This window comes from Vibrio sp. QJM3NY_15 (assembly GCF_057785995.1).
On record NZ_CM173517.1, the window covers coordinates 896,761 to 914,078 of the forward strand.

18 protein-coding genes are annotated in these 17,318 nt (G+C 45.7%); all 18 read left to right on the forward strand.

The features are described 5' to 3' along the window. Nucleotides 1-411 carry a flagellar motor switch protein FliN gene (gene fliN, locus AC3CKG_RS04005; protein WP_004739851.1) on the forward strand — a complete coding sequence of 137 codons (411 nt, stop codon included), beginning with the start codon at nt 1-3 and terminating at the stop codon, nt 409-411. Further along, entirely contained in the window at nt 411-872 is a 462-nt protein-coding gene (gene fliO / locus AC3CKG_RS04010) for a flagellar biosynthetic protein FliO (protein ID WP_488528838.1), read from the forward strand. Before fliN ends, fliO begins: the two co-directional genes overlap by 1 nt. After that, on the forward strand, nt 859-1,788 hold the full coding sequence (fliP, locus tag AC3CKG_RS04015; protein WP_170960632.1) for a flagellar type III secretion system pore protein FliP: 930 nt from the start codon (nt 859-861) through the stop codon (nt 1,786-1,788). The genes fliO and fliP overlap by 14 nt, the downstream gene beginning before the upstream one ends. A gap of 11 nt (nt 1,789-1,799) precedes the next feature. Then, nucleotides 1,800-2,069, forward strand: a complete 270-nt coding sequence (gene fliQ, locus AC3CKG_RS04020) for a flagellar biosynthesis protein FliQ (RefSeq protein WP_029235191.1) — start codon at nt 1,800-1,802, stop codon at nt 2,067-2,069. Between the two features lie 6 nt (nt 2,070-2,075). After that, nucleotides 2,076-2,858: a flagellar biosynthetic protein FliR gene (fliR, locus tag AC3CKG_RS04025; RefSeq protein WP_017110126.1), complete on the forward strand. Its 783-nt coding sequence runs from the start codon at nt 2,076-2,078 to the stop codon at nt 2,856-2,858. Nucleotides 2,859-2,867: 9 nt separating this feature from the next. Then, on the forward strand, nt 2,868-3,998 hold the full coding sequence (flhB, locus tag AC3CKG_RS04030; protein WP_017110125.1) for a flagellar biosynthesis protein FlhB: 1,131 nt from the start codon (nt 2,868-2,870) through the stop codon (nt 3,996-3,998). A gap of 259 nt (nt 3,999-4,257) precedes the next feature. Continuing rightward, nucleotides 4,258-6,357 carry a flagellar biosynthesis protein FlhA gene (flhA, locus tag AC3CKG_RS04035; protein ID WP_017110124.1) on the forward strand — a complete coding sequence of 700 codons (2,100 nt, stop codon included), beginning with the start codon at nt 4,258-4,260 and terminating at the stop codon, nt 6,355-6,357. Between the two features lie 27 nt (nt 6,358-6,384). Then, on the forward strand, nt 6,385-7,935 hold the full coding sequence (flhF, locus tag AC3CKG_RS04040) for a flagellar biosynthesis GTPase FlhF (protein WP_488528839.1): 1,551 nt from the start codon (nt 6,385-6,387) through the stop codon (nt 7,933-7,935). Between the two features lie 13 nt (nt 7,936-7,948). Further along, nucleotides 7,949-8,836 carry a MinD/ParA family protein gene (locus AC3CKG_RS04045; protein ID WP_102351312.1) on the forward strand — a complete coding sequence of 296 codons (888 nt, stop codon included), beginning with the start codon at nt 7,949-7,951 and terminating at the stop codon, nt 8,834-8,836. Continuing rightward, nucleotides 8,829-9,563 (forward strand): RNA polymerase sigma factor FliA, encoded by a 735-nt coding sequence (locus AC3CKG_RS04050; RefSeq protein WP_017104840.1) that lies wholly within the window; start codon nt 8,829-8,831, stop codon nt 9,561-9,563. The genes AC3CKG_RS04045 and AC3CKG_RS04050 overlap by 8 nt, the downstream gene beginning before the upstream one ends. A gap of 42 nt (nt 9,564-9,605) precedes the next feature. Beyond that, on the forward strand, nt 9,606-9,974 hold the full coding sequence (gene cheY / locus AC3CKG_RS04055; protein WP_017104841.1) for a chemotaxis response regulator CheY: 369 nt from the start codon (nt 9,606-9,608) through the stop codon (nt 9,972-9,974). Nucleotides 9,975-10,088: 114 nt separating this feature from the next. Further along, a complete protein-coding gene (locus AC3CKG_RS04060; RefSeq protein ID WP_017104842.1) occupies nt 10,089-10,820 on the forward strand; it encodes a protein phosphatase CheZ in 732 nt (243 codons plus the stop codon). A 9-nt stretch (nt 10,821-10,829) separates the two neighbouring features. After that, nucleotides 10,830-12,998, forward strand: a complete 2,169-nt coding sequence (locus AC3CKG_RS04065) for a chemotaxis protein CheA (protein ID WP_099166250.1) — start codon at nt 10,830-10,832, stop codon at nt 12,996-12,998. Nucleotides 12,999-13,011: 13 nt separating this feature from the next. Continuing rightward, on the forward strand, nt 13,012-14,136 hold the full coding sequence (locus AC3CKG_RS04070) for a protein-glutamate methylesterase/protein-glutamine glutaminase (RefSeq protein ID WP_102327885.1): 1,125 nt from the start codon (nt 13,012-13,014) through the stop codon (nt 14,134-14,136). Between the two features lie 10 nt (nt 14,137-14,146). Continuing rightward, the gene (locus AC3CKG_RS04075) at nt 14,147-14,929 is read left to right on the forward strand and encodes a ParA family protein (RefSeq protein WP_017104845.1); all 783 of its coding nucleotides are present in this window, start codon (nt 14,147-14,149) and stop codon (nt 14,927-14,929) included. Beyond that, nucleotides 14,916-16,079 carry a chemotaxis protein CheW gene (locus AC3CKG_RS04080; protein ID WP_488528840.1) on the forward strand — a complete coding sequence of 388 codons (1,164 nt, stop codon included), beginning with the start codon at nt 14,916-14,918 and terminating at the stop codon, nt 16,077-16,079. Before AC3CKG_RS04075 ends, AC3CKG_RS04080 begins: the two co-directional genes overlap by 14 nt. 54 nt (nt 16,080-16,133) lie before the next feature. Beyond that, nucleotides 16,134-16,628: a chemotaxis protein CheW gene (locus AC3CKG_RS04085; protein WP_004736225.1), complete on the forward strand. Its 495-nt coding sequence runs from the start codon at nt 16,134-16,136 to the stop codon at nt 16,626-16,628. Beyond that, a complete protein-coding gene (locus tag AC3CKG_RS04090; RefSeq protein ID WP_017104847.1) occupies nt 16,628-17,137 on the forward strand; it encodes a DUF2802 domain-containing protein in 510 nt (169 codons plus the stop codon). Before AC3CKG_RS04085 ends, AC3CKG_RS04090 begins: the two co-directional genes overlap by 1 nt. Nucleotides 17,138-17,318 lie beyond the last annotated feature (181 nt).

The window sequence follows — 17,318 nt, forward strand, 5'->3', positions numbered from 1 at the left end:
ATGGAACCTAGTGAAGATCAAAAGCTAGCAGACGAATGGGCTGCAGCACTTGGTGAAGACCCTTCAGCACCGTCAATTGATGTTGATGATGTTCTCGCGGCACCACTGGATGAGCTAACGGATTCGTCGTCGCCGATTTCTGAAGATGAGCGTCGTAAACTGGATACCATCATGGATATTCCAGTAACCATTTCAATGGAAGTGGGCCGTTCTCAGATCAGTATTCGTAACTTACTTCAATTGAACCAAGGTTCGGTTGTTGAGCTAGACAGAATTGCTGGTGAATCATTGGATGTAATGGTTAACGGCACTTTGATCGCGCACGGCGAAGTGGTTGTCGTGAATGACAAGTTTGGTATCCGTTTGACTGACGTGATTAGCCAAACAGAACGTATTAAGAAGCTACGTTAATGAGCCTTTCGTCTCAAAGGCTAGTGGGCTTGTCTCGCGAAGTGACCCATTTATCTCGCGGGATGACGGGTTTGCTTCGTGGACTAATAGGCATAGGCCTGTTTTCTATGCCTTCCGTTGCCTTTGCTGCAACGCCGCCTTCTCTCGATTTAGCGACCACTTTTGGGTCGCTAATTTTCGTTATAGCCTTCATCTTGTTTATCGCTTGGCTGCTTAAGAGAATGCAAGTGCCAACAATGTCCAATCAACAAGGGTTGTCCATTGTGAGACAGATAGCGGTTGGAACCAAAGAACGTATTGCTATCGTTCAAGCGGGTGAGGATCAGTATCTAGTGGGTATCACTACCCAATCGATTCAGCTGATCTCTAAGCTTGATAAACCTCTTACTCAGGAGATGCTGGAAAAAAGCACATTCTCAAGTCAGCTTTCCCAGCTAATAAAAAAAGATGCAAACAAGTAACGGACTTTTGAACTCATCTTACTTTTGCCAAAGCGGAGTTTTCCGAATGGTGAAAGTGTGGTTAGTTCCGCTCATTCTCCTCTGCTCTCTAGTCTTCAGCATGTCGGTATTTGCACAAGCTGAAGATGGCACCGTGATTCCAGCGAATACGGCTGGTTCAGAGTCGGTGACCATCAGTACGATGGAGCAAGACCAAGCTAAATCGCAAACCATGACCACGGGCAGTCTAACGGGAAATGGTGGCGGTATTCCTGCCTTTACCATGACCACCAATGCTAATGGTGGTGAAGACTACTCGATTAATTTACAAATTTTAGCCTTGATGACCATGCTTGGCTTCTTGCCAGCGATGGTGATTTTGATGACGTCGTTCACCCGTATTGTGGTGGTGATGTCGATCTTGCGTCAGGCGATGGGTTTGCAACAAACACCTTCAAACCAAGTCATCATTGGTATCGCGATATTTTTGACCTTCTTCATCATGTCTCCGGTGATCAATCAGGTCAATGAGCAAGCGGTTCAACCTTATCTGAATGAACAGATATCGGCACGACAGGCATTCGATGTCGCCCAAGGCCCGATTAAATCCTTCATGCTCAAGCAGACTCGAATCAAAGATTTGGAAACCTTTGTCGAGATCTCGGGCGCGGAAGTGACCAACCCTGAAGATGTTTCAATGGCGGTTCTGATCCCTGCGTTTATCACGTCAGAGCTAAAAACGGCATTCCAAATCGGTTTTATGCTGTTCTTGCCGTTCCTAATTATTGATTTAGTCGTTGCCTCGGTGCTGATGGCCATGGGTATGATGATGTTGTCACCGATGATTGTATCCTTGCCATTTAAATTGATGCTGTTTGTCCTTGTTGATGGTTGGAACTTGATACTCTCCACACTCGCCGGCAGTTTTGCCTTGTAGCTGGGGGAATAATGAATCCTGAAATATTCGTAGAATTGTTCCGAGATGCACTTTGGATGGTACTGATAATGGTGTGCGCCATTATTATTCCTAGCCTGCTGATTGGTTTGGTCGTGGCGGTATTCCAAGCTGCAACCTCAATCAATGAACAAACCCTCAGCTTCTTGCCTCGTTTGATCGTAACTTTGTTGGCGTTAATGTTGTTTGCTCACTGGATGACGCAGATGATGATGGAGTTCTTTTTTGAACTCATTGAACGCTTACCACAAGTGTTGTATTAGACCGCAATGGAATACCCAACAAGCCTAGTACTCGAGTGGTTAGCCAATTACTTTTGGCCATATACTCGCATCTCAGCCATGCTGATGGTGATGACGGTAACCGGGGCGCGCTTTGTGTCGCCACGTATTCGTCTGTATCTCGGCTTAGCGATTACGCTTGCTGTTATGCCGGCCATTCCTGCCGTCCCTAAAGACATTGAACTGCTTTCGTTTCAAGGCTTTCTCACGGTTTTTGAACAGATCGTGATTGGTGTCGCCATGGGGTTTGTCACTCAGTTTTTGATTCAAACCTTTGTTATGCTCGGTCAGATTCTGGGTATGCAATCGAGTTTGGGCTTCGCCTCAATGGTTGACCCGGCAAATGGTCAGAATACGCCAGTACTGGGTCAGCTGTTTATGTTGCTCGCGACCATGTTCTTTCTGGCGACAGACGGCCACTTAAAAATGCTGCAGCTGGTGGTGTTTAGCTTTACCACATTACCTATTGGCAGTGGTTCTTTAACCGCTGTTGATTTCAGAGAGCTAGCCTTGTGGTTGGGTATCATGTTCAAAACAGCGTTGGCGATGTCTTTATCTGGCATTATTGCGCTGCTCACGATTAACCTCTCTTTTGGTGTAATGACACGTGCTGCACCTCAGTTAAATATATTCTCTTTGGGTTTTGCGTTTGCGCTACTCGTGGGTCTGTTGCTTTGTTGGTACATCCTTGGCGGTTTATATAGCCACTATGAGCTGTATTGGTTACAAGGAGAGCAGCAGATATGTCGTCTCATCAGATTGGATTGCTAGGAGACTGAAATGGCAGAGTCAGACGGTCAAGAACGCACAGAAGACGCCACGCCCAAACGCTTGCAACAGGCCAAAGAAAAAGGGCAGGTTGCAAGATCAAAAGAATTAGCGTCAGCGTCGGTATTGATAGTCGGTGCGATTTCTTTAATGTGGTTTGGCGAATCGATGGCGAAAGCTCTGTTCGAGGCCATGCAACGCCTGTTTTCGCTCAGCCGCGACGAAATTTTTGATACCAATAAGCTACTGGAAATCGCTGGTGGCGCCTTGGTCAATCTGCTGTTTCCACTGTTCTTGATTCTCATCACTTTGTTTGTGGCGGCTGTGATTGGTGCTGCGGGCGTCGGTGGTGTTAACTTCTCGATGCAAGCCGCTATGCCTAAGGCGTCTAAGCTCAATCCTTTGAGCGGTATTAAGCGTATGTTTGGCCTACAAAGTTGGGTTGAGCTACTGAAATCTATTTTGAAGGTCGCCCTAGTGTCGGGCATGGCTATCTATCTTATCCAAGCATCTCAACATGACTTAATGCAATTGAGCATGGACGTGTATCCACAGAATATATTCCACGCCTTGGACATCTTGCTTAACTTTATTCTGCTTATCAGTTGCTCTTTGTTGATAGTGGTGGCGATTGATATCCCATTCCAGATTTGGCAACACGCCGATCAACTTAAGATGACCAAGCAAGAAGTGAAAGATGAGTTCAAAGACACCGAAGGTAAGCCTGAAGTTAAAGGTCGTATTCGTATGTTGCAGAGAGAAGCGGCTCAGCGACGTATGATGGCTGATGTCCCTCAGGCAGATGTTATTGTTACCAACCCAGAGCACTTTTCGGTCGCTCTACGCTACAAACAGAATCAAGATAAAGCACCGATAGTCGTTGCCAAAGGTGTCGACCATATGGCGATGAAGATTCGTGAAATTGCACGTGCAAACGACATCTATATTATCCCAGCGCCTCCGTTAGCTAGGGCGCTTTATCACACTACCGAGCTAGAACAGCAAATTCCTGACGGTCTGTTTACGGCTGTTGCTCAAGTTCTTGCATATGTATTCCAGCTGAAACAGTACAGAAAAAGAGGAGGGGAGAGGCCGAAATTGCAAGATTCTAATATGCCGATCCCACCTGATTTACGTCATTAGATCAATTGCTTGAGCTCAGCCCAATGAAGCCGGATAATAGTCGCCGTATCTGATCGTCTTTATTTGTAAGCTGTGACGATAAATTGACGTTGAGATATTGGTACAGTGCTTGCTATATCAATGCCGAACATTATAAGTCCGATCAGGGAAAACCTGACCACTATAAACCTTATTGCTATAAACTTTGGCAATACAGCTTAGCCCTGAGCCTCGATTCGCTTGGTGGAAAAGCTACAACATAGCGATACTACCCAGATTTATGAAATTTACCCTCCCTTTTGCGGACAAGCTACCTAAAATTCCTAACCGTGCCATGCCTGCGATTGGCGCGCCCGTTATGGTACTTGCCACGCTCGCTATGGTGGTGTTGCCAATTCCAGCTTTCTTGTTGGATATGTTCTTCACCTTCAACATCGCACTGTCTATGGTTGTGCTATTGGTTTCGGTTTATACCCGTAGGCCTTTGGATTTCGCTGCATTCCCAACGGTACTTCTGATTGCCACTCTACTTCGACTGGCTTTGAACGTTGCTTCGACACGTGTGGTATTACTCCATGGTCATGAAGGGGGCGATGCTGCCGGTAACGTGATTGAAGCTTTTGGTAACGTGGTTATCGGTGGTAACTATGCGGTTGGTTTAGTGGTGTTCTTGATTCTAATGATCATCAACTTCATGGTTGTAACCAAAGGTGCGGGTCGTATCTCGGAAGTAAGTGCACGTTTCACGTTGGATGCCTTACCTGGTAAACAGATGGCAATCGATGCCGATTTGAATGCGGGTTTGATCGACCAAGATCAGGCTCGTACCAGACGTTTTGAAGTCACCAAGGAAGCGGATTTCTACGGTTCGATGGATGGTGCGTCTAAGTTTGTTAAAGGCGATGCAATAGCCGGTATTTTGATCCTGTTCATCAACATCATTGGTGGCTTGAGCATTGGTATGGCTCAGTTTGACCTTGGTTTTGGTGAAGCAATCGAAATCTATACGCTACTGACTATCGGTGATGGTCTGGTTGCGCAAATCCCGTCTCTATTACTTTCTATTGCTGCGGCGATGATGGTAACGCGTCAAAACACCGATGAAGACATGGGCGAGCAACTTGTCTTCCAGATGTTCGACAACCCTAAAGCCCTAATGATCACTGCCGCCATCCTTGGCATCATGGGTATTGTTCCTGGTATGCCGCATTTCTCATTCTTGAGTCTTGCCATCGTTGCAGGTGCAGGTGCGTATTACATCGATAAAAAGAACAAGAAGAAGGCTGAACAACCCAACCTTCCTGCTACGGTTGAAGCGAATGGAGAATCGGGTTCCCAGAAGGAACTTTCTTGGGATGATGTTCAACCTGTTGATATTATTGGTTTGGAAGTCGGATATCGTTTGATTCCGTTAGTAGACAGAGATCAAGGTGGCGAACTGCTTGAGCGTGTAAAAGGGGTTCGTAAGAAGTTGTCTCAAGATTTTGGTTTCTTGATCCCAGCGGTACACATTCGAGATAACCTAGAACTCACGCCAAACAGCTACCGAATTACTTTGATGGGTGTTGCTGTGGGTGAGGCTGAAATTAAGCCTGATATGGAACTGGCGATTAACCCTGGCCAAGTCTATGGGATGATCGATGGTGAGCCGACGATTGACCCTGCTTTTGGATTAGAAGCGGTGTGGATTCGAGAAGAACAGCGTGAACACGCACAAGCGTTAGGTTACACGGTTGTAGATTCGTCTACCGTGTTGGCAACACACCTCAGCCAACTATTAACTAATAATGCCTCACAGCTTATTGGTCATGAAGAAGTACAAAACTTACTCGAGATGTTAAGTCGTTCGACACCTAAGCTGGTTGAAGGCTTTGTACCAGACCAATTGCCACTTGGTGTGGTCGTGAAAGTGCTGCAAAACTTGCTGAATGAAGCCATCCCAATTCGAGATATCCGCACTATAGTCCAAACTTTGTCGGAGTATTCAAGTAAGAGTCAAGAACCTGACATACTTACTGCTGCGGTTCGTATCTCCTTGAAACGACTAATTGTTCAAGAAATCAATGGTATAGAGCCTGAATTGCCAGTGATTACCTTGATTCCTGAGCTGGAACAAATCTTGCATCAAACCATGCAGGCATCCGGCGGAGAATCTGCTGGTATTGAACCTGGTTTAGCCGAACGTTTACAGACATCCCTCAGCCATGCAACGCAAGAGCAAGAGCTGAAAGGTGAGCCCGCCGTGTTACTGACTTCTGGCGTGTTACGTTCCACTCTTGCGAAGTTCGTGAAAAACACGATCCCAAGCTTAAGAGTTTTGTCTTACCAAGAGATACCGGACGAAAAACAGATACGCATTGTACAAGCTGTTGGTAATTAAGCCGCCTAATTAGAACGGACGATCGAATTGAAAATTAAACGATTTTTTGCAAAAGATATGCGAACCGCGCTGCTCCAAGTTAAAGAAGAACTTGGTTCAGAAGCGGTGATCATGTCTAACAAAAAGGTCGCAGGTGGCGTTGAAATTGTGGCCGCTATTGATGGCGAATCTAGCCCATCGACAGCCAGCCCAAAACTCAATAAGCCTCAGCAGCCTACGCAAAGTCAATATACCCAAATGGCAGCGCCAGCCGCTTCCGCTGGGCGTCGTCAGTTAGATGATGACAAAGTTAGCCTACAGTCGAATGCTGAAGGCGGACGTTCAATGACTAAGCGCTTCGCTAATATGCTTAAGCAATATAGCCACGGCGCAGACGACGAACCGCAACACCGAGCTGAAAATGAAGACTCGTTATCCGCGTTGCTTAACCGCCAGTCTGGCGGTAATCGATCGCTAGGAAATCAGCAATCTCCTGGTAACCAACAATCTCTCGGTAATCATCAGCCTCGCAGCGGTGGCAACGTAGATTCAGCTTTTGCTCGTGAGTCTGGTTTGTCTAAATTGATTGCTGAAGATCGCAGAGTAGAGCGTCCGGCACCTCGCTTAGATCCTACTCGCTACGATCGTGGCCGAGATCCTGGTCAGTCGAAAGGCTCAGACACCGAAATGGAAACGATGCGCGAAGAGATGACCTCAATTCGCCGTCTGTTAGAGCATCAAGTCTCTGGACTGATGTGGCAAGAAGTCGAACGTCGCGAACCCTTGCGAGCGATGCTTATCAAGCGCCTAGAACGTATGGGTGTTTCGGCAGAACTCGCCGATCAAATGGCCTGCTACATTCCAGAAGACACAAAACCAGCACGAGCATGGAAAGCCTTGCTTGCTCTGGTCGCTGATCAAATCTCAGTGACACAAAAAGATATTTTAAAACGCGGTGGTATTGTGGCCTTACTTGGCCCGACTGGCGTAGGTAAAACAACAACCGTTGCTAAGCTCGCAGCCCGCGCAGCAATGGAGTACGGTGCAGACAACGTTGCGCTAGTGACAACAGACACATATCGCATAGGTGCACATGAGCAGTTATCGATTTATGGTCGAATTATGGGTTGTCCTGTAAGAGTTGCTAAAGATTCTAGCGAACTGGCCGATGTAATATATCAATTACGTAATCGTCGCCTGATTCTGGTTGATACTGCAGGTATGGGACAGCGAGATGTGCGTCTATCTGAGCAGTTAGACACATTGATGCAAGAGAGTGGTTCCGTTATCAATAGCTACCTTGTGTTGCCGGCAACCGCGCAACGTAAAGTGCTGCAAGAAACCATTGAACACTTTAGAAGAATCCCGTTGTCAGGATGTATCCTGACTAAGCTGGATGAATCGCTCAGTTTGGGTGAGTTCATCAGTGTGGTAATACAAAATGCATTACCAGTTGCTTACATAGCAAATGGTCAACGAGTTCCTGAGGATATCGTTATAGCTCAGCCAAAGTACATGATTGCTAAGGCGAATGAGTTATTAGAAAAATCTACAGAGAATGAACCTCATTACTGGAATAGCGATTCTGAAGGACTCTAGGCGGCGGATAAATATGAATGAAAATATGATACATGATCAAGCTAGCGGCCTCCGTCGCTTAACGAAGCCTTCAATCACGAAAGTTATCGCTGTAACTGGCGGTAAGGGTGGGGTCGGTAAATCTAATGTGACGTTAGGTATGGCTATTTGCATGGCTCGCCAAGGCAAAAAAGTCATGGTACTGGATGCCGATTTAGGATTGGCTAACGTCGACATCATGCTGGGCATTCGTTCTAAACGAAACCTAGGACATGTTTTGGCGGGTGAGTGTGAACTTAAGGATGCGATTGTCGAAGGGCCGTACGGAATTAAGATAATTCCAGCGACATCGGGTACACAAAGCATGACTGAACTTTCGCATGCTCAACATGCTGGTTTGATTCGAGCGTTCGGTTCTCTTGAAGATGAGATGGATATCTTGTTAGTCGATACGGCAGCAGGTATTTCGGACATGGTGATTAGCTTTTCAAGAGCCGCGCAAGATGTCGTGGTTGTGGTCTGTGATGAACCAACTTCGATCACTGATGCTTATGCCTTGATTAAGCTGTTGAGCCGAGAGCACCAAGTTCAGCGATTCAAAATCGTTGCAAATATGGTCAGAAGCTATCGCGAAGGCCGAGAATTATTTGCAAAGTTGACTTTGGTCACAGAGCGTTTCTTGAATGTGAGCCTCGAACTCGTAGCATGTATTCCTTTAGATGATAAAGTACGTCAATCAGTCAAGAGACAGAAAATCGTAGTAGACGCGTTCCCTCGCTCTCCTGCGGCGTTGGCAATCAGCTCATTAGCAAATAAAGCATTGACGTGGCCAATACCAAAAACACCAAGTGGACATTTGGAATTTTTTGTTGAAAGGCTGCTGAACCGTACTGAATTTGTAGAGGAACCATTTGGTGAATAAAGCGCTTACCTACGATCAGCATGCAAATCTCAATAGCCAACAGGCTTTTTTTGAGAAGTACTCTGTGTTGGTTAAACGTATCGCTCATCACTTGTTGGGGCGATTGCCGCCTAATGTATTGGTTGATGACTTAATTCAAGCTGGCATGATTGGCTTGATTGAAGCGCAACAAAACTATGATGGTACGAAAGGCGCAAGCTTTGAGACGTATGCAGGTATTCGAATTCGTGGCGCTATGTTGGATGACATTCGCCGTGGGGATTGGGTGCCAAGATCGGTTCATAAAAATAATCGAGAAATCAGCAGTGCGATTGCAGAACTGGAGAGTGTTCTTAATCGAGACCCAAGTGATGCCGAAGTGGCAAAACACATGGGGCTCAGTTTAGACCAGTATCACAGTGCTTTAACCGATATTAACTGCTCAAGATTGGTCGGTATCGAAGATTTAGGCGTCTCGGATGATGTCATATCTCCGAATGAAGACTCTCAAGACAATACGCCTTTTCAAGGGGTTGCAGATGAGTCATTCCGCCAAGCTTTGATCGATTCGATAAAACAACTTCCAGAAAGGGAAGGCCTCGTGCTTTCGCTTTATTACGACGAAGAACTCAATTTAAAAGAGATTGGGGAAGTGTTAGGTGTCAGCGAATCTCGTGTCAGCCAAATACTGAGCCAATCTATGCAGCGTTTACGCACTAAGTTAAGTGCTTGGACACAGAACGACTAACAACACTGGTTTTATTCAGTGGAGGCTAATTTGAACAAAAACATGAAAATTCTCATTGTTGACGACTTTTCAACGATGCGCCGAATTGTTAAAAACCTACTACGCGATTTAGGTTTCAACAACACTCAAGAAGCAGACGATGGCTTGACCGCGTTACCAATGCTGAAAAAAGGCGAATTTGATTTCGTGGTAACCGACTGGAACATGCCAGGTATGCAAGGTATTGACCTGTTAAAACACGTTCGCGCAGACGCAGAACTTAAGCACCTTCCAGTGCTTATGATCACGGCAGAAGCGAAACGTGAACAGATCATCGAAGCTGCTCAAGCGGGTGTTAATGGTTACATTGTGAAGCCTTTCACAGCGGCAACTCTGAAAGAGAAACTTGATAAGATTTTTGATCGCTTATAAGCGTCAATAATAACCTGTTTTTAGGCGCTTCTAGAGAAACACTCACTATTAAGCTTGTTGTTTACCTTAATAGTCGAAGCGTCACAAAGTATGCGGAGTAAGGCCGAACTCAGGATGATTTCATTAGAACAAGCAAAAAAATTAGTAGAGCTGCTTGAAAACGACGAGCAGCAAGGTGCTGATTCTCTTGTTAGAAGCATTTACGAAGATAATTTTAGTCTTCAAGACAATCCAATGCTTCAAGAAATAGGTAGTCTGACTCGCGACCTCCATGACTCTTTGGCTCAATTCAATTTCGATGAACGCATCAGCGTTATCGCAAATGATGAAATCCCTGATGCTAGGGATCGCCTTCAATATGTCATTGATAAAACGGAAGTTGCAGCAAACAAGACGATGGACGCAGTCGATCGTTGTATGCCAATAGCAGACAACCTACACGAGTGTTTACTTCAAGTAAGGCCTCAATGGAATGAACTGATGCATGGCCGCATTGAGCTGGCACAATTTAAAGCTTTATGTCACCGCATTGATGGATTACTTGTCCAAGTAGAAGGCGATAGTACTGAACTACGTGGACAACTGACTGAAATCTTGATGGCTCAGGATTTCCAAGATTTAACTGGGCAGATCATTAGCAAAGTTATTACCTTGGTAAATGAGGTTGAAGGGCGTTTGGTCGAGATTCTCACGGTATTCGGTGCGAATCAGATAGAGCCAACTCCAGAGAAAGAGAAGAAAGCATCTATTGCTCCTGAGGGTCCAATCATGAACCCAGAAGCGCGCGAAGACGCTGTGGCATCTCAAGATGAAGTCGACGATTTGTTATCCAGTCTTGGATTTTAAAGGTAACGTATGAGCTACGATTTAGACGAAGATATTCTTCAGGACTTTTTAGTCGAAGCAGGAGAGATACTTGAACTCCTATCAGAACAATTGGTAGAGCTTGAGAATAACCCTGACGACAAAGACCTATTAAATGCTATTTTCCGTGGTTTCCATACAGTAAAAGGTGGTGCTGGTTTCCTAGCACTGACTGAGCTGGTGGATACTTGTCATGGTGCTGAGAATGTGTTCGACATTCTAAGAAACGGCCAACGCAGCGTAACATCAGGTTTGATGGACACGATGCTACAGGCTCTCGATACAGTTAATGTACAGTTTCGAGCCGTGCAAGATCAGGAAGCTTTAGTACCCGCTGATCAATCTTTATTGGATGAACTTCATCGTCTCTGCAAACCAGAGGCTGCTGATGAAGTCGCGCCGGCACCTGTCATCCCTGAACCTATTGTTGCTGCGCCTGAGCCTGTTGTAGAAAGCTCTAGTATCAGTGCATCTTCAGTGGATGATATCTCTGAAGATGAGTTTGAACGCCTACTTGATGAACTTCATGGTAAAGGTGGTTCACCAACAGCAGCAGCTGCACCAACTCCGCCGCCAGTGCCCGCTGCACCTCAGCCAGTTGCTGACAGTGGTGATATTACTGATGACGAATTTGAAAAGTTATTAGATGAACTGCACGGTGCCGGTAAGAGTCCGACAGCGGCAAGTTCAACGCCTCCACCGCCACCACCTCCTGTTGCTGCTCCAGTTTCGGCGATGTCTGAAGGCGACGACCTGATGACGGACGAAGAGTTTGAGAAGTTACTTGATCAGTTACATGGTTCAGGTAATGGCCCGTCGATTGAAGAACTGGACGCTGCAACTAAGCCTGCTGATGTAAAAGCTGCTTCTGTTGCACCTGCACCACAAGTCGCGCCTAAGCCACAGCCAGCAACTCCTGCTGTTGCGAAACCTGCTGCTAAAGCTGAACCTAAGCCGAATGTTCCAGCTAAGAAGCAACAAGCAGAAGCAACGGTTCGTGTTGATACATCAACTCTCGATACCATCATGAACATGGTGGGTGAGTTGGTATTGGTTCGTAACCGACTGGTGAGTTTAGGCTTAAACAGCAACGACGAAGAAATGGCGAAAGCTGTCTCGAATTTAGACGTTGTTACCGCAGACCTTCAAGGTGCGGTAATGAAGACTCGTATGCAGCCGATCAAGAAAGTTTTTGGTCGTTTCCCTCGAGTTGTCCGCGACCTTGCTCGTAGTTTGAAGAAAGACATTGTTCTTGAAATGCGCGGTGAAGAAACGGATCTTGATAAGAATTTAGTAGAAGCACTTGCCGATCCACTGATTCACTTAGTGAGAAACTCTGTGGATCACGGTATTGAGATGCCTGAAGCTCGTATTGCGGCTGGCAAATCACAAACAGGTAAAGTGATCCTGTCTGCCTCGCAAGAAGGTGACCATATTGAATTGGCTATCGTTGATGACGGTGGCGGTATGGATCCTGATAAGCTTCGTGCTATTGCGGTTAAACGTGGTCTGATGGACGAAGACGCAGCGTCTCGCTTATCGAACAAAGAGTGTTTCAATCTTATTTTTGCACCTGGCTTCTCAAGCAAAGAGCAAATCTCAGATATCTCTGGCCGTGGTGTAGGCATGGACGTTGTGAAAACAGCGATCAATACACTGAATGGCTCGATCGATATCGATTCTGAAATGGGTCAAGGCACCAAGATTACGATCAAGGTTCCACTGACGCTTGCGATTCTACCAACCTTGATGGTCGGTGTTGCGGGTCACCCATTCGCATTGCCATTGGCTTCTGTGAACGAGATTTTCCACTTAGACCTTAGCCGCACTAACGTAGTTGATGGCCAGTTGACCATCATCGTTCGTGATAAATCTATCCCGTTGTTCTACTTGCAAAATTGGCTTGCACCAAAAGCCGGGATTGTTGAACTACGCAAAGGACATGGTCACGTTGTTATCGTTCAGCTTGGCAGCCAAAGAGTTGGTTTTGTTGTCGATACGCTGATTGGCCAAGAAGAAGTCGTTATCAAGCCACTTGATAAGTTGTTGCAAGGTACGCCAGGTATGGCAGGCGCGACAATTACAAGTGATGGACACATTGCATTGATTCTCGATGTGCCTGACTTGTTGAAGCAGTACGCTGCAGCATCAAGAATTTAATTTAAGGATAAATATGGCGATTAAAGTATTAGTCGTTGATGATTCGAGCTTTTTCCGCCGTCGCGTTAGCGAGATCATCAACTCAGAGGCTCGCCTAGAAGTCATCGATGTAGCTGTAAATGGTAAAGAAGCGGTCGAAAAAGCAAAGAAGCTAAGACCTGACGTGATTACTATGGACATCGAAATGCCTGTCATGGACGGCATCACAGCCGTTCGTGAAATTATGGCCGCGTCTCCAACGCCTATTTTGATGTTTTCATCGTTAACGCATGATGGTGCTAGAGCAACATTGGATGCGTTAGATGCCGGAGCTTTGGATTTCTTACCTAAGAAGTTCGAAGACATCGCTCGAAACCGTGACGATGCTGTCGCTCTGCTTCAGCAACGTGTGATTCAAATTGCCGCTAAGCGCGCATTCATGCGTCGTGTGCCTGTTGCTCCTCGAGCAACGGCAGCAACAACGACTTCGACACCTTCATCGCTGCGTCAAACAACTTCAGCGGCAACACCTGCTGCGAAGCCTGTTGTTGCATCAACAGCAAAATTTAGAGCGTCAGGGAAAAAGTACCAGTTAACTGCCATTGGTACGTCGACTGGTGGTCCTGTTGCACTACAGAAGATTTTGACTCGCATTCCAGCTCATTATCCACATCCGATTGTGTTGGTTCAGCACATGCCGGCTACCTTTACTGCTGCGTTTGCAAGCCGACTGAATACCTTGTGTAAGATTGAAGTTCGTGAAGCGCAAGACGGAGATGTGTTGAAACCTGGAGTGGCTTACCTTGCTCCCGGCGGTAAACAGATGATGATTGATGGCCGTGCAGGGTCTGCTCGCTTGAGAATTATCGACGGCGGCGACCGAATGAATTACAAGCCTTGTGTGGATGTCACATTCGGTTCTGCTGCGAAGATCTACGGTGACAAAGTCTTGTCTATGATACTGACCGGTATGGGCGCTGATGGTCGAGAAGGTTCACGTATGTTAAAAACTGCGGGCTCGACGATTTGGGCACAAGACGAAGATAGCTGTGTTGTATATGGTATGCCTCAAGCTGTAGCAAAAGCTGGCATTTCTACTGAAGACCTACCTCTAGACCGCATTGCGGAAAGGATTCTGGTTGAAGTTGGCTTAGCTTAGGTAAATCGACATGATTGTTTGGAGTGTTGCAAACCAAAAAGGTGGTGTTGGTAAAACAACCACGACAGTGACCTTGGCAGGCTTGCTTGCCTTGAAAGGACACCGTGTTCTATTGGTTGATACCGATCCACACGCATCACTAACCACTTATCTGGGTTACGACTCAGATACAGTGGAGTCGAGTTTGTTTGATCTGTTCCAGTTGCGTGAGTTTAATGCGCAGACGGTAAGACCGTTGCTTTTACAAACGGAAGTCGAAGGCATCGATATTATTCCTGCACACATGTCTTTGGCTACATTAGACCGTGTAATGGGAAATCGCAGTGGAATGGGTTTAATTTTAAAGCGTGCGCTTGCCGCTTTGAAAGATGACTATGATTATGTACTGATCGATTGTCCGCCGATTCTTGGCGTGATGATGGTCAACGCATTGGCTGCTAGCGATCGTATATTGATCCCAGTCCAGACTGAGTTTTTAGCAATGAAAGGGCTGGAGCGCATGATCCGCACTCTGACCATCATGCAAAAATCTAGAAAAACACCGTTTAAAGTGACGGTAGTACCAACGATGTATGACAAGCGAACCAAAGCTTCATTACAGACGTTAACTCAGCTGAAAGAAGATTATCCAAATCAAGTTTGGACATCTGCTGTCCCTATTGACACTAAGTTTAGAGATGCAAGCCTAAAGCGCTTACCAGCATCTCATTTTGCATCGGGTAGTCGTGGTGTATTTGCTTACAAACAGCTGCTTATTTATCTCGAAAGGCTGGCGATAAATGAGCGCGAATAACGAATCAACAATGGCGCGACCAAGCTTATCGAGTGAACAAGCACTTGATGATTACTTTACTGCGCTGTTAGGCGATGAAGTTCTGGATTCTGACGAATTTGTTGTTGACGAGTCTAACGATGAGTCATCATCTGCAGAGCCAGAGCCAGAGCCAGAGCCAGAGCCAGAGCCAGAGCCAGAGCCAGAGCCAGAGCCAGAGCCAGAGCCAGAGCCAGAGCCAGAGCCAGAGCCAGAGCCAAAACGTGCTAGTTACTCCACCTATGCAGAATTGCGACAGGCGGAGTTTGAGGTTCCAAACCTTGAGGATGTACAGAAACTACTGAGCCGCTTAGAAGCGACGAACGTGGTTGATGAATTGAATCTTGATGAATTAATGGATCAAAACACACAGAAAATTGCTCAGCATGCAGACATGCAAATGTTTGATGCTGCCGTTGAATCCGTTCAGCTTTTTGTAGAACCTGAAATTCAAGACTGGAATCTCCCAGAGCCTGGTTTATCAATGGCTGTTGAGCAATCTGTTGAACAAGCTATGGAGCCGACAATTGAGTCTCCAATAGCTGAAGAGTTGAACGTCGAAGTTCAACAAGATGAAACGAACATTGAAGAACCAGAGATTGAATCGATCAGTGAACCTGAGGTTGAGCTTGAAACTCAATCTGGCGGTATTGAACGGTTTACGTCTTGGGAAAGTACAGCTCGAACAGAAGATTTTCAGGTACTGTATTTTGATGTCAACGGGGTAACTTTTGCGGTTCCTCTTGATGAGTTGGGTGGCATTCATCGCCTTGAAGAGTTAAGCCATTTGATTGGTAAGCCTGCTTGGTATTTGGGTTTGCAAACAAACCGAGAGAGTCAGTTAGATGTTGTCGACACCGCAAAATGGGTGATGTCTGAGAAACTAACGAATGATGAATACAAAGAGAACTATCAATATATAGTCATGCTTGGAGAAAGCTTGTGGGGGCTTGCCGGCACTGAGCTGAAAGGCACCGAGCTTCTCAATACAGATAAAGTACGTTGGCGAGAAATGGCAGGGAAAAGGCCTTGGCTCGCTGGTATGGTAAAAGAAAAAATGTGTGCTTTGATTCACGTCGAAGCATTGATCGCCATGCTAAACGCAGGGCTAGATGTAAAAGCATTAGGCTAACAAAAAGCATCAAGTTAATAATAGTGGTCGGTAACGACGGCAAGAGGATTAAATATGTCTCATATGAGTGAAATTGAAGTAAGAAAAGACCCAACTAATGATGAAGTACTTCAATGGGTGACATTCCAGCTAGAAGAAGAAACTTACGGCATTAATGTTATGCAGGTACGTGAAGTACTTCGCTACAGCGAAATCGCTCCAGTACCAGGTGCTCCAGACTACGTTCTAGGTATCATCAACCTACGTGGTAACGTGGTTACTGTTATCGACACTCGTTCTCGCTTTGGTTTGATGCAAGGTGAAATCACAGACAACACTCGTATCATCGTTATTGAATCTGAGCGTCAAGTTATTGGTATCTTAGTGGATAGTGTTGCTGAAGTGGTTTACCTACGCTCTTCTGAGATCGACACGACTCCAAGTGTTGGTACTGACGAAAGTGCTAAGTTCATCCAAGGTGTAAGCAACCGTGATGGCAAGCTGCTTATCTTAGTAGATCTAAACAAACTACTAAGCGAAGACGAATGGGATGAGATGGCTCACCTGTAATGTTTGAAGCGCTTCCTTTGAGTCCTGCGGTGTTAATTGCAGGAGTCGGCGTGTTTACGTTGTTCATCTTGATTTTGCTTAGCAAAGTGAAAAGTGCTATTCAAAAACAGGTGGATCAATCACGCCTTCAAGTTCGTAATTTGGACAAAGAGCTGCAAAAATCGAGTAAGCAATTACTTGAGGTTCGTTCTGTTGTTCTTGGTCTTGGTCAAAAAGTGACTGAGCAGCAAGATGTGATTAAGCATTTGAATGAGCGTATTGTTGAACTCGAACACGCTGATACGGATGGTCGTTTGTACACACGAGCAACCAAAATGGTTCAGCTTGGTGCTGGGATCAACGAACTGATTGAAGAATGCGAATTGCCAAAAGCGGAAGCTGAGCTAATGATGTCTCTGCAGAATAAGCTTGCAGGCAAAGAGAAGATTCCTTCATTAAGAAGTAATCCGTCATCTTTCGATGAACAGCCTTCTTCTCATGATCGCAAGCCTCCACCTCGACGTCGTTAAATTGAGCGCTCAATCAGTATTAATATTCAGATGTTTATTATGTACTCCTCTTAAAAAGAAGCTTCGGCTTCTTTTTTTATGTCTGTCGCTTTATTTATAGAACGATGTTTATAAGTACTTGTATCTAGAGCAATATCTGCTTCAAGAATAAAAATGTGTAAATTGTGATGCGGTAGTAACA

Excerpts from the sequence above, each read along its gene's own strand:
- AC3CKG_RS04075 (WP_017104845.1), top strand. The coding sequence starts at position 14,147 with ATGATTGTTTGGAGTGTTGCAAACCAAAAAGGTGGTGTTGGTAAAACA.
- AC3CKG_RS04045 (WP_102351312.1), top strand. The coding sequence starts at position 7,949 with ATGAATGAAAATATGATACATGATCAAGCTAGCGGCCTCCGTCGCTTA.
- fliR (WP_017110126.1), top strand. The coding sequence starts at position 2,076 with ATGGAATACCCAACAAGCCTAGTACTCGAGTGGTTAGCCAATTACTTT.
- AC3CKG_RS04060 (WP_017104842.1), top strand. The coding sequence starts at position 10,089 with ATGATTTCATTAGAACAAGCAAAAAAATTAGTAGAGCTGCTTGAAAAC.
- AC3CKG_RS04070 (WP_102327885.1), top strand. The coding sequence starts at position 13,012 with ATGGCGATTAAAGTATTAGTCGTTGATGATTCGAGCTTTTTCCGCCGT.
- AC3CKG_RS04085 (WP_004736225.1), top strand. The coding sequence starts at position 16,134 with ATGTCTCATATGAGTGAAATTGAAGTAAGAAAAGACCCAACTAATGAT.
- AC3CKG_RS04065 (WP_099166250.1), top strand. The coding sequence starts at position 10,830 with ATGAGCTACGATTTAGACGAAGATATTCTTCAGGACTTTTTAGTCGAA.
- AC3CKG_RS04080 (WP_488528840.1), top strand. The coding sequence starts at position 14,916 with ATGAGCGCGAATAACGAATCAACAATGGCGCGACCAAGCTTATCGAGT.
- flhA (WP_017110124.1), top strand. The coding sequence starts at position 4,258 with ATGAAATTTACCCTCCCTTTTGCGGACAAGCTACCTAAAATTCCTAAC.
- fliN (WP_004739851.1), top strand. The coding sequence starts at position 1 with ATGGAACCTAGTGAAGATCAAAAGCTAGCAGACGAATGGGCTGCAGCA.
- fliQ (WP_029235191.1), top strand. The coding sequence starts at position 1,800 with ATGAATCCTGAAATATTCGTAGAATTGTTCCGAGATGCACTTTGGATG.
- cheY (WP_017104841.1), top strand. The coding sequence starts at position 9,606 with ATGAAAATTCTCATTGTTGACGACTTTTCAACGATGCGCCGAATTGTT.
- fliP (WP_170960632.1), top strand. The coding sequence starts at position 859 with ATGCAAACAAGTAACGGACTTTTGAACTCATCTTACTTTTGCCAAAGC.
- fliO (WP_488528838.1), top strand. The coding sequence starts at position 411 with ATGAGCCTTTCGTCTCAAAGGCTAGTGGGCTTGTCTCGCGAAGTGACC.
- AC3CKG_RS04090 (WP_017104847.1), top strand. The coding sequence starts at position 16,628 with ATGTTTGAAGCGCTTCCTTTGAGTCCTGCGGTGTTAATTGCAGGAGTC.
- flhB (WP_017110125.1), top strand. The coding sequence starts at position 2,868 with ATGGCAGAGTCAGACGGTCAAGAACGCACAGAAGACGCCACGCCCAAA.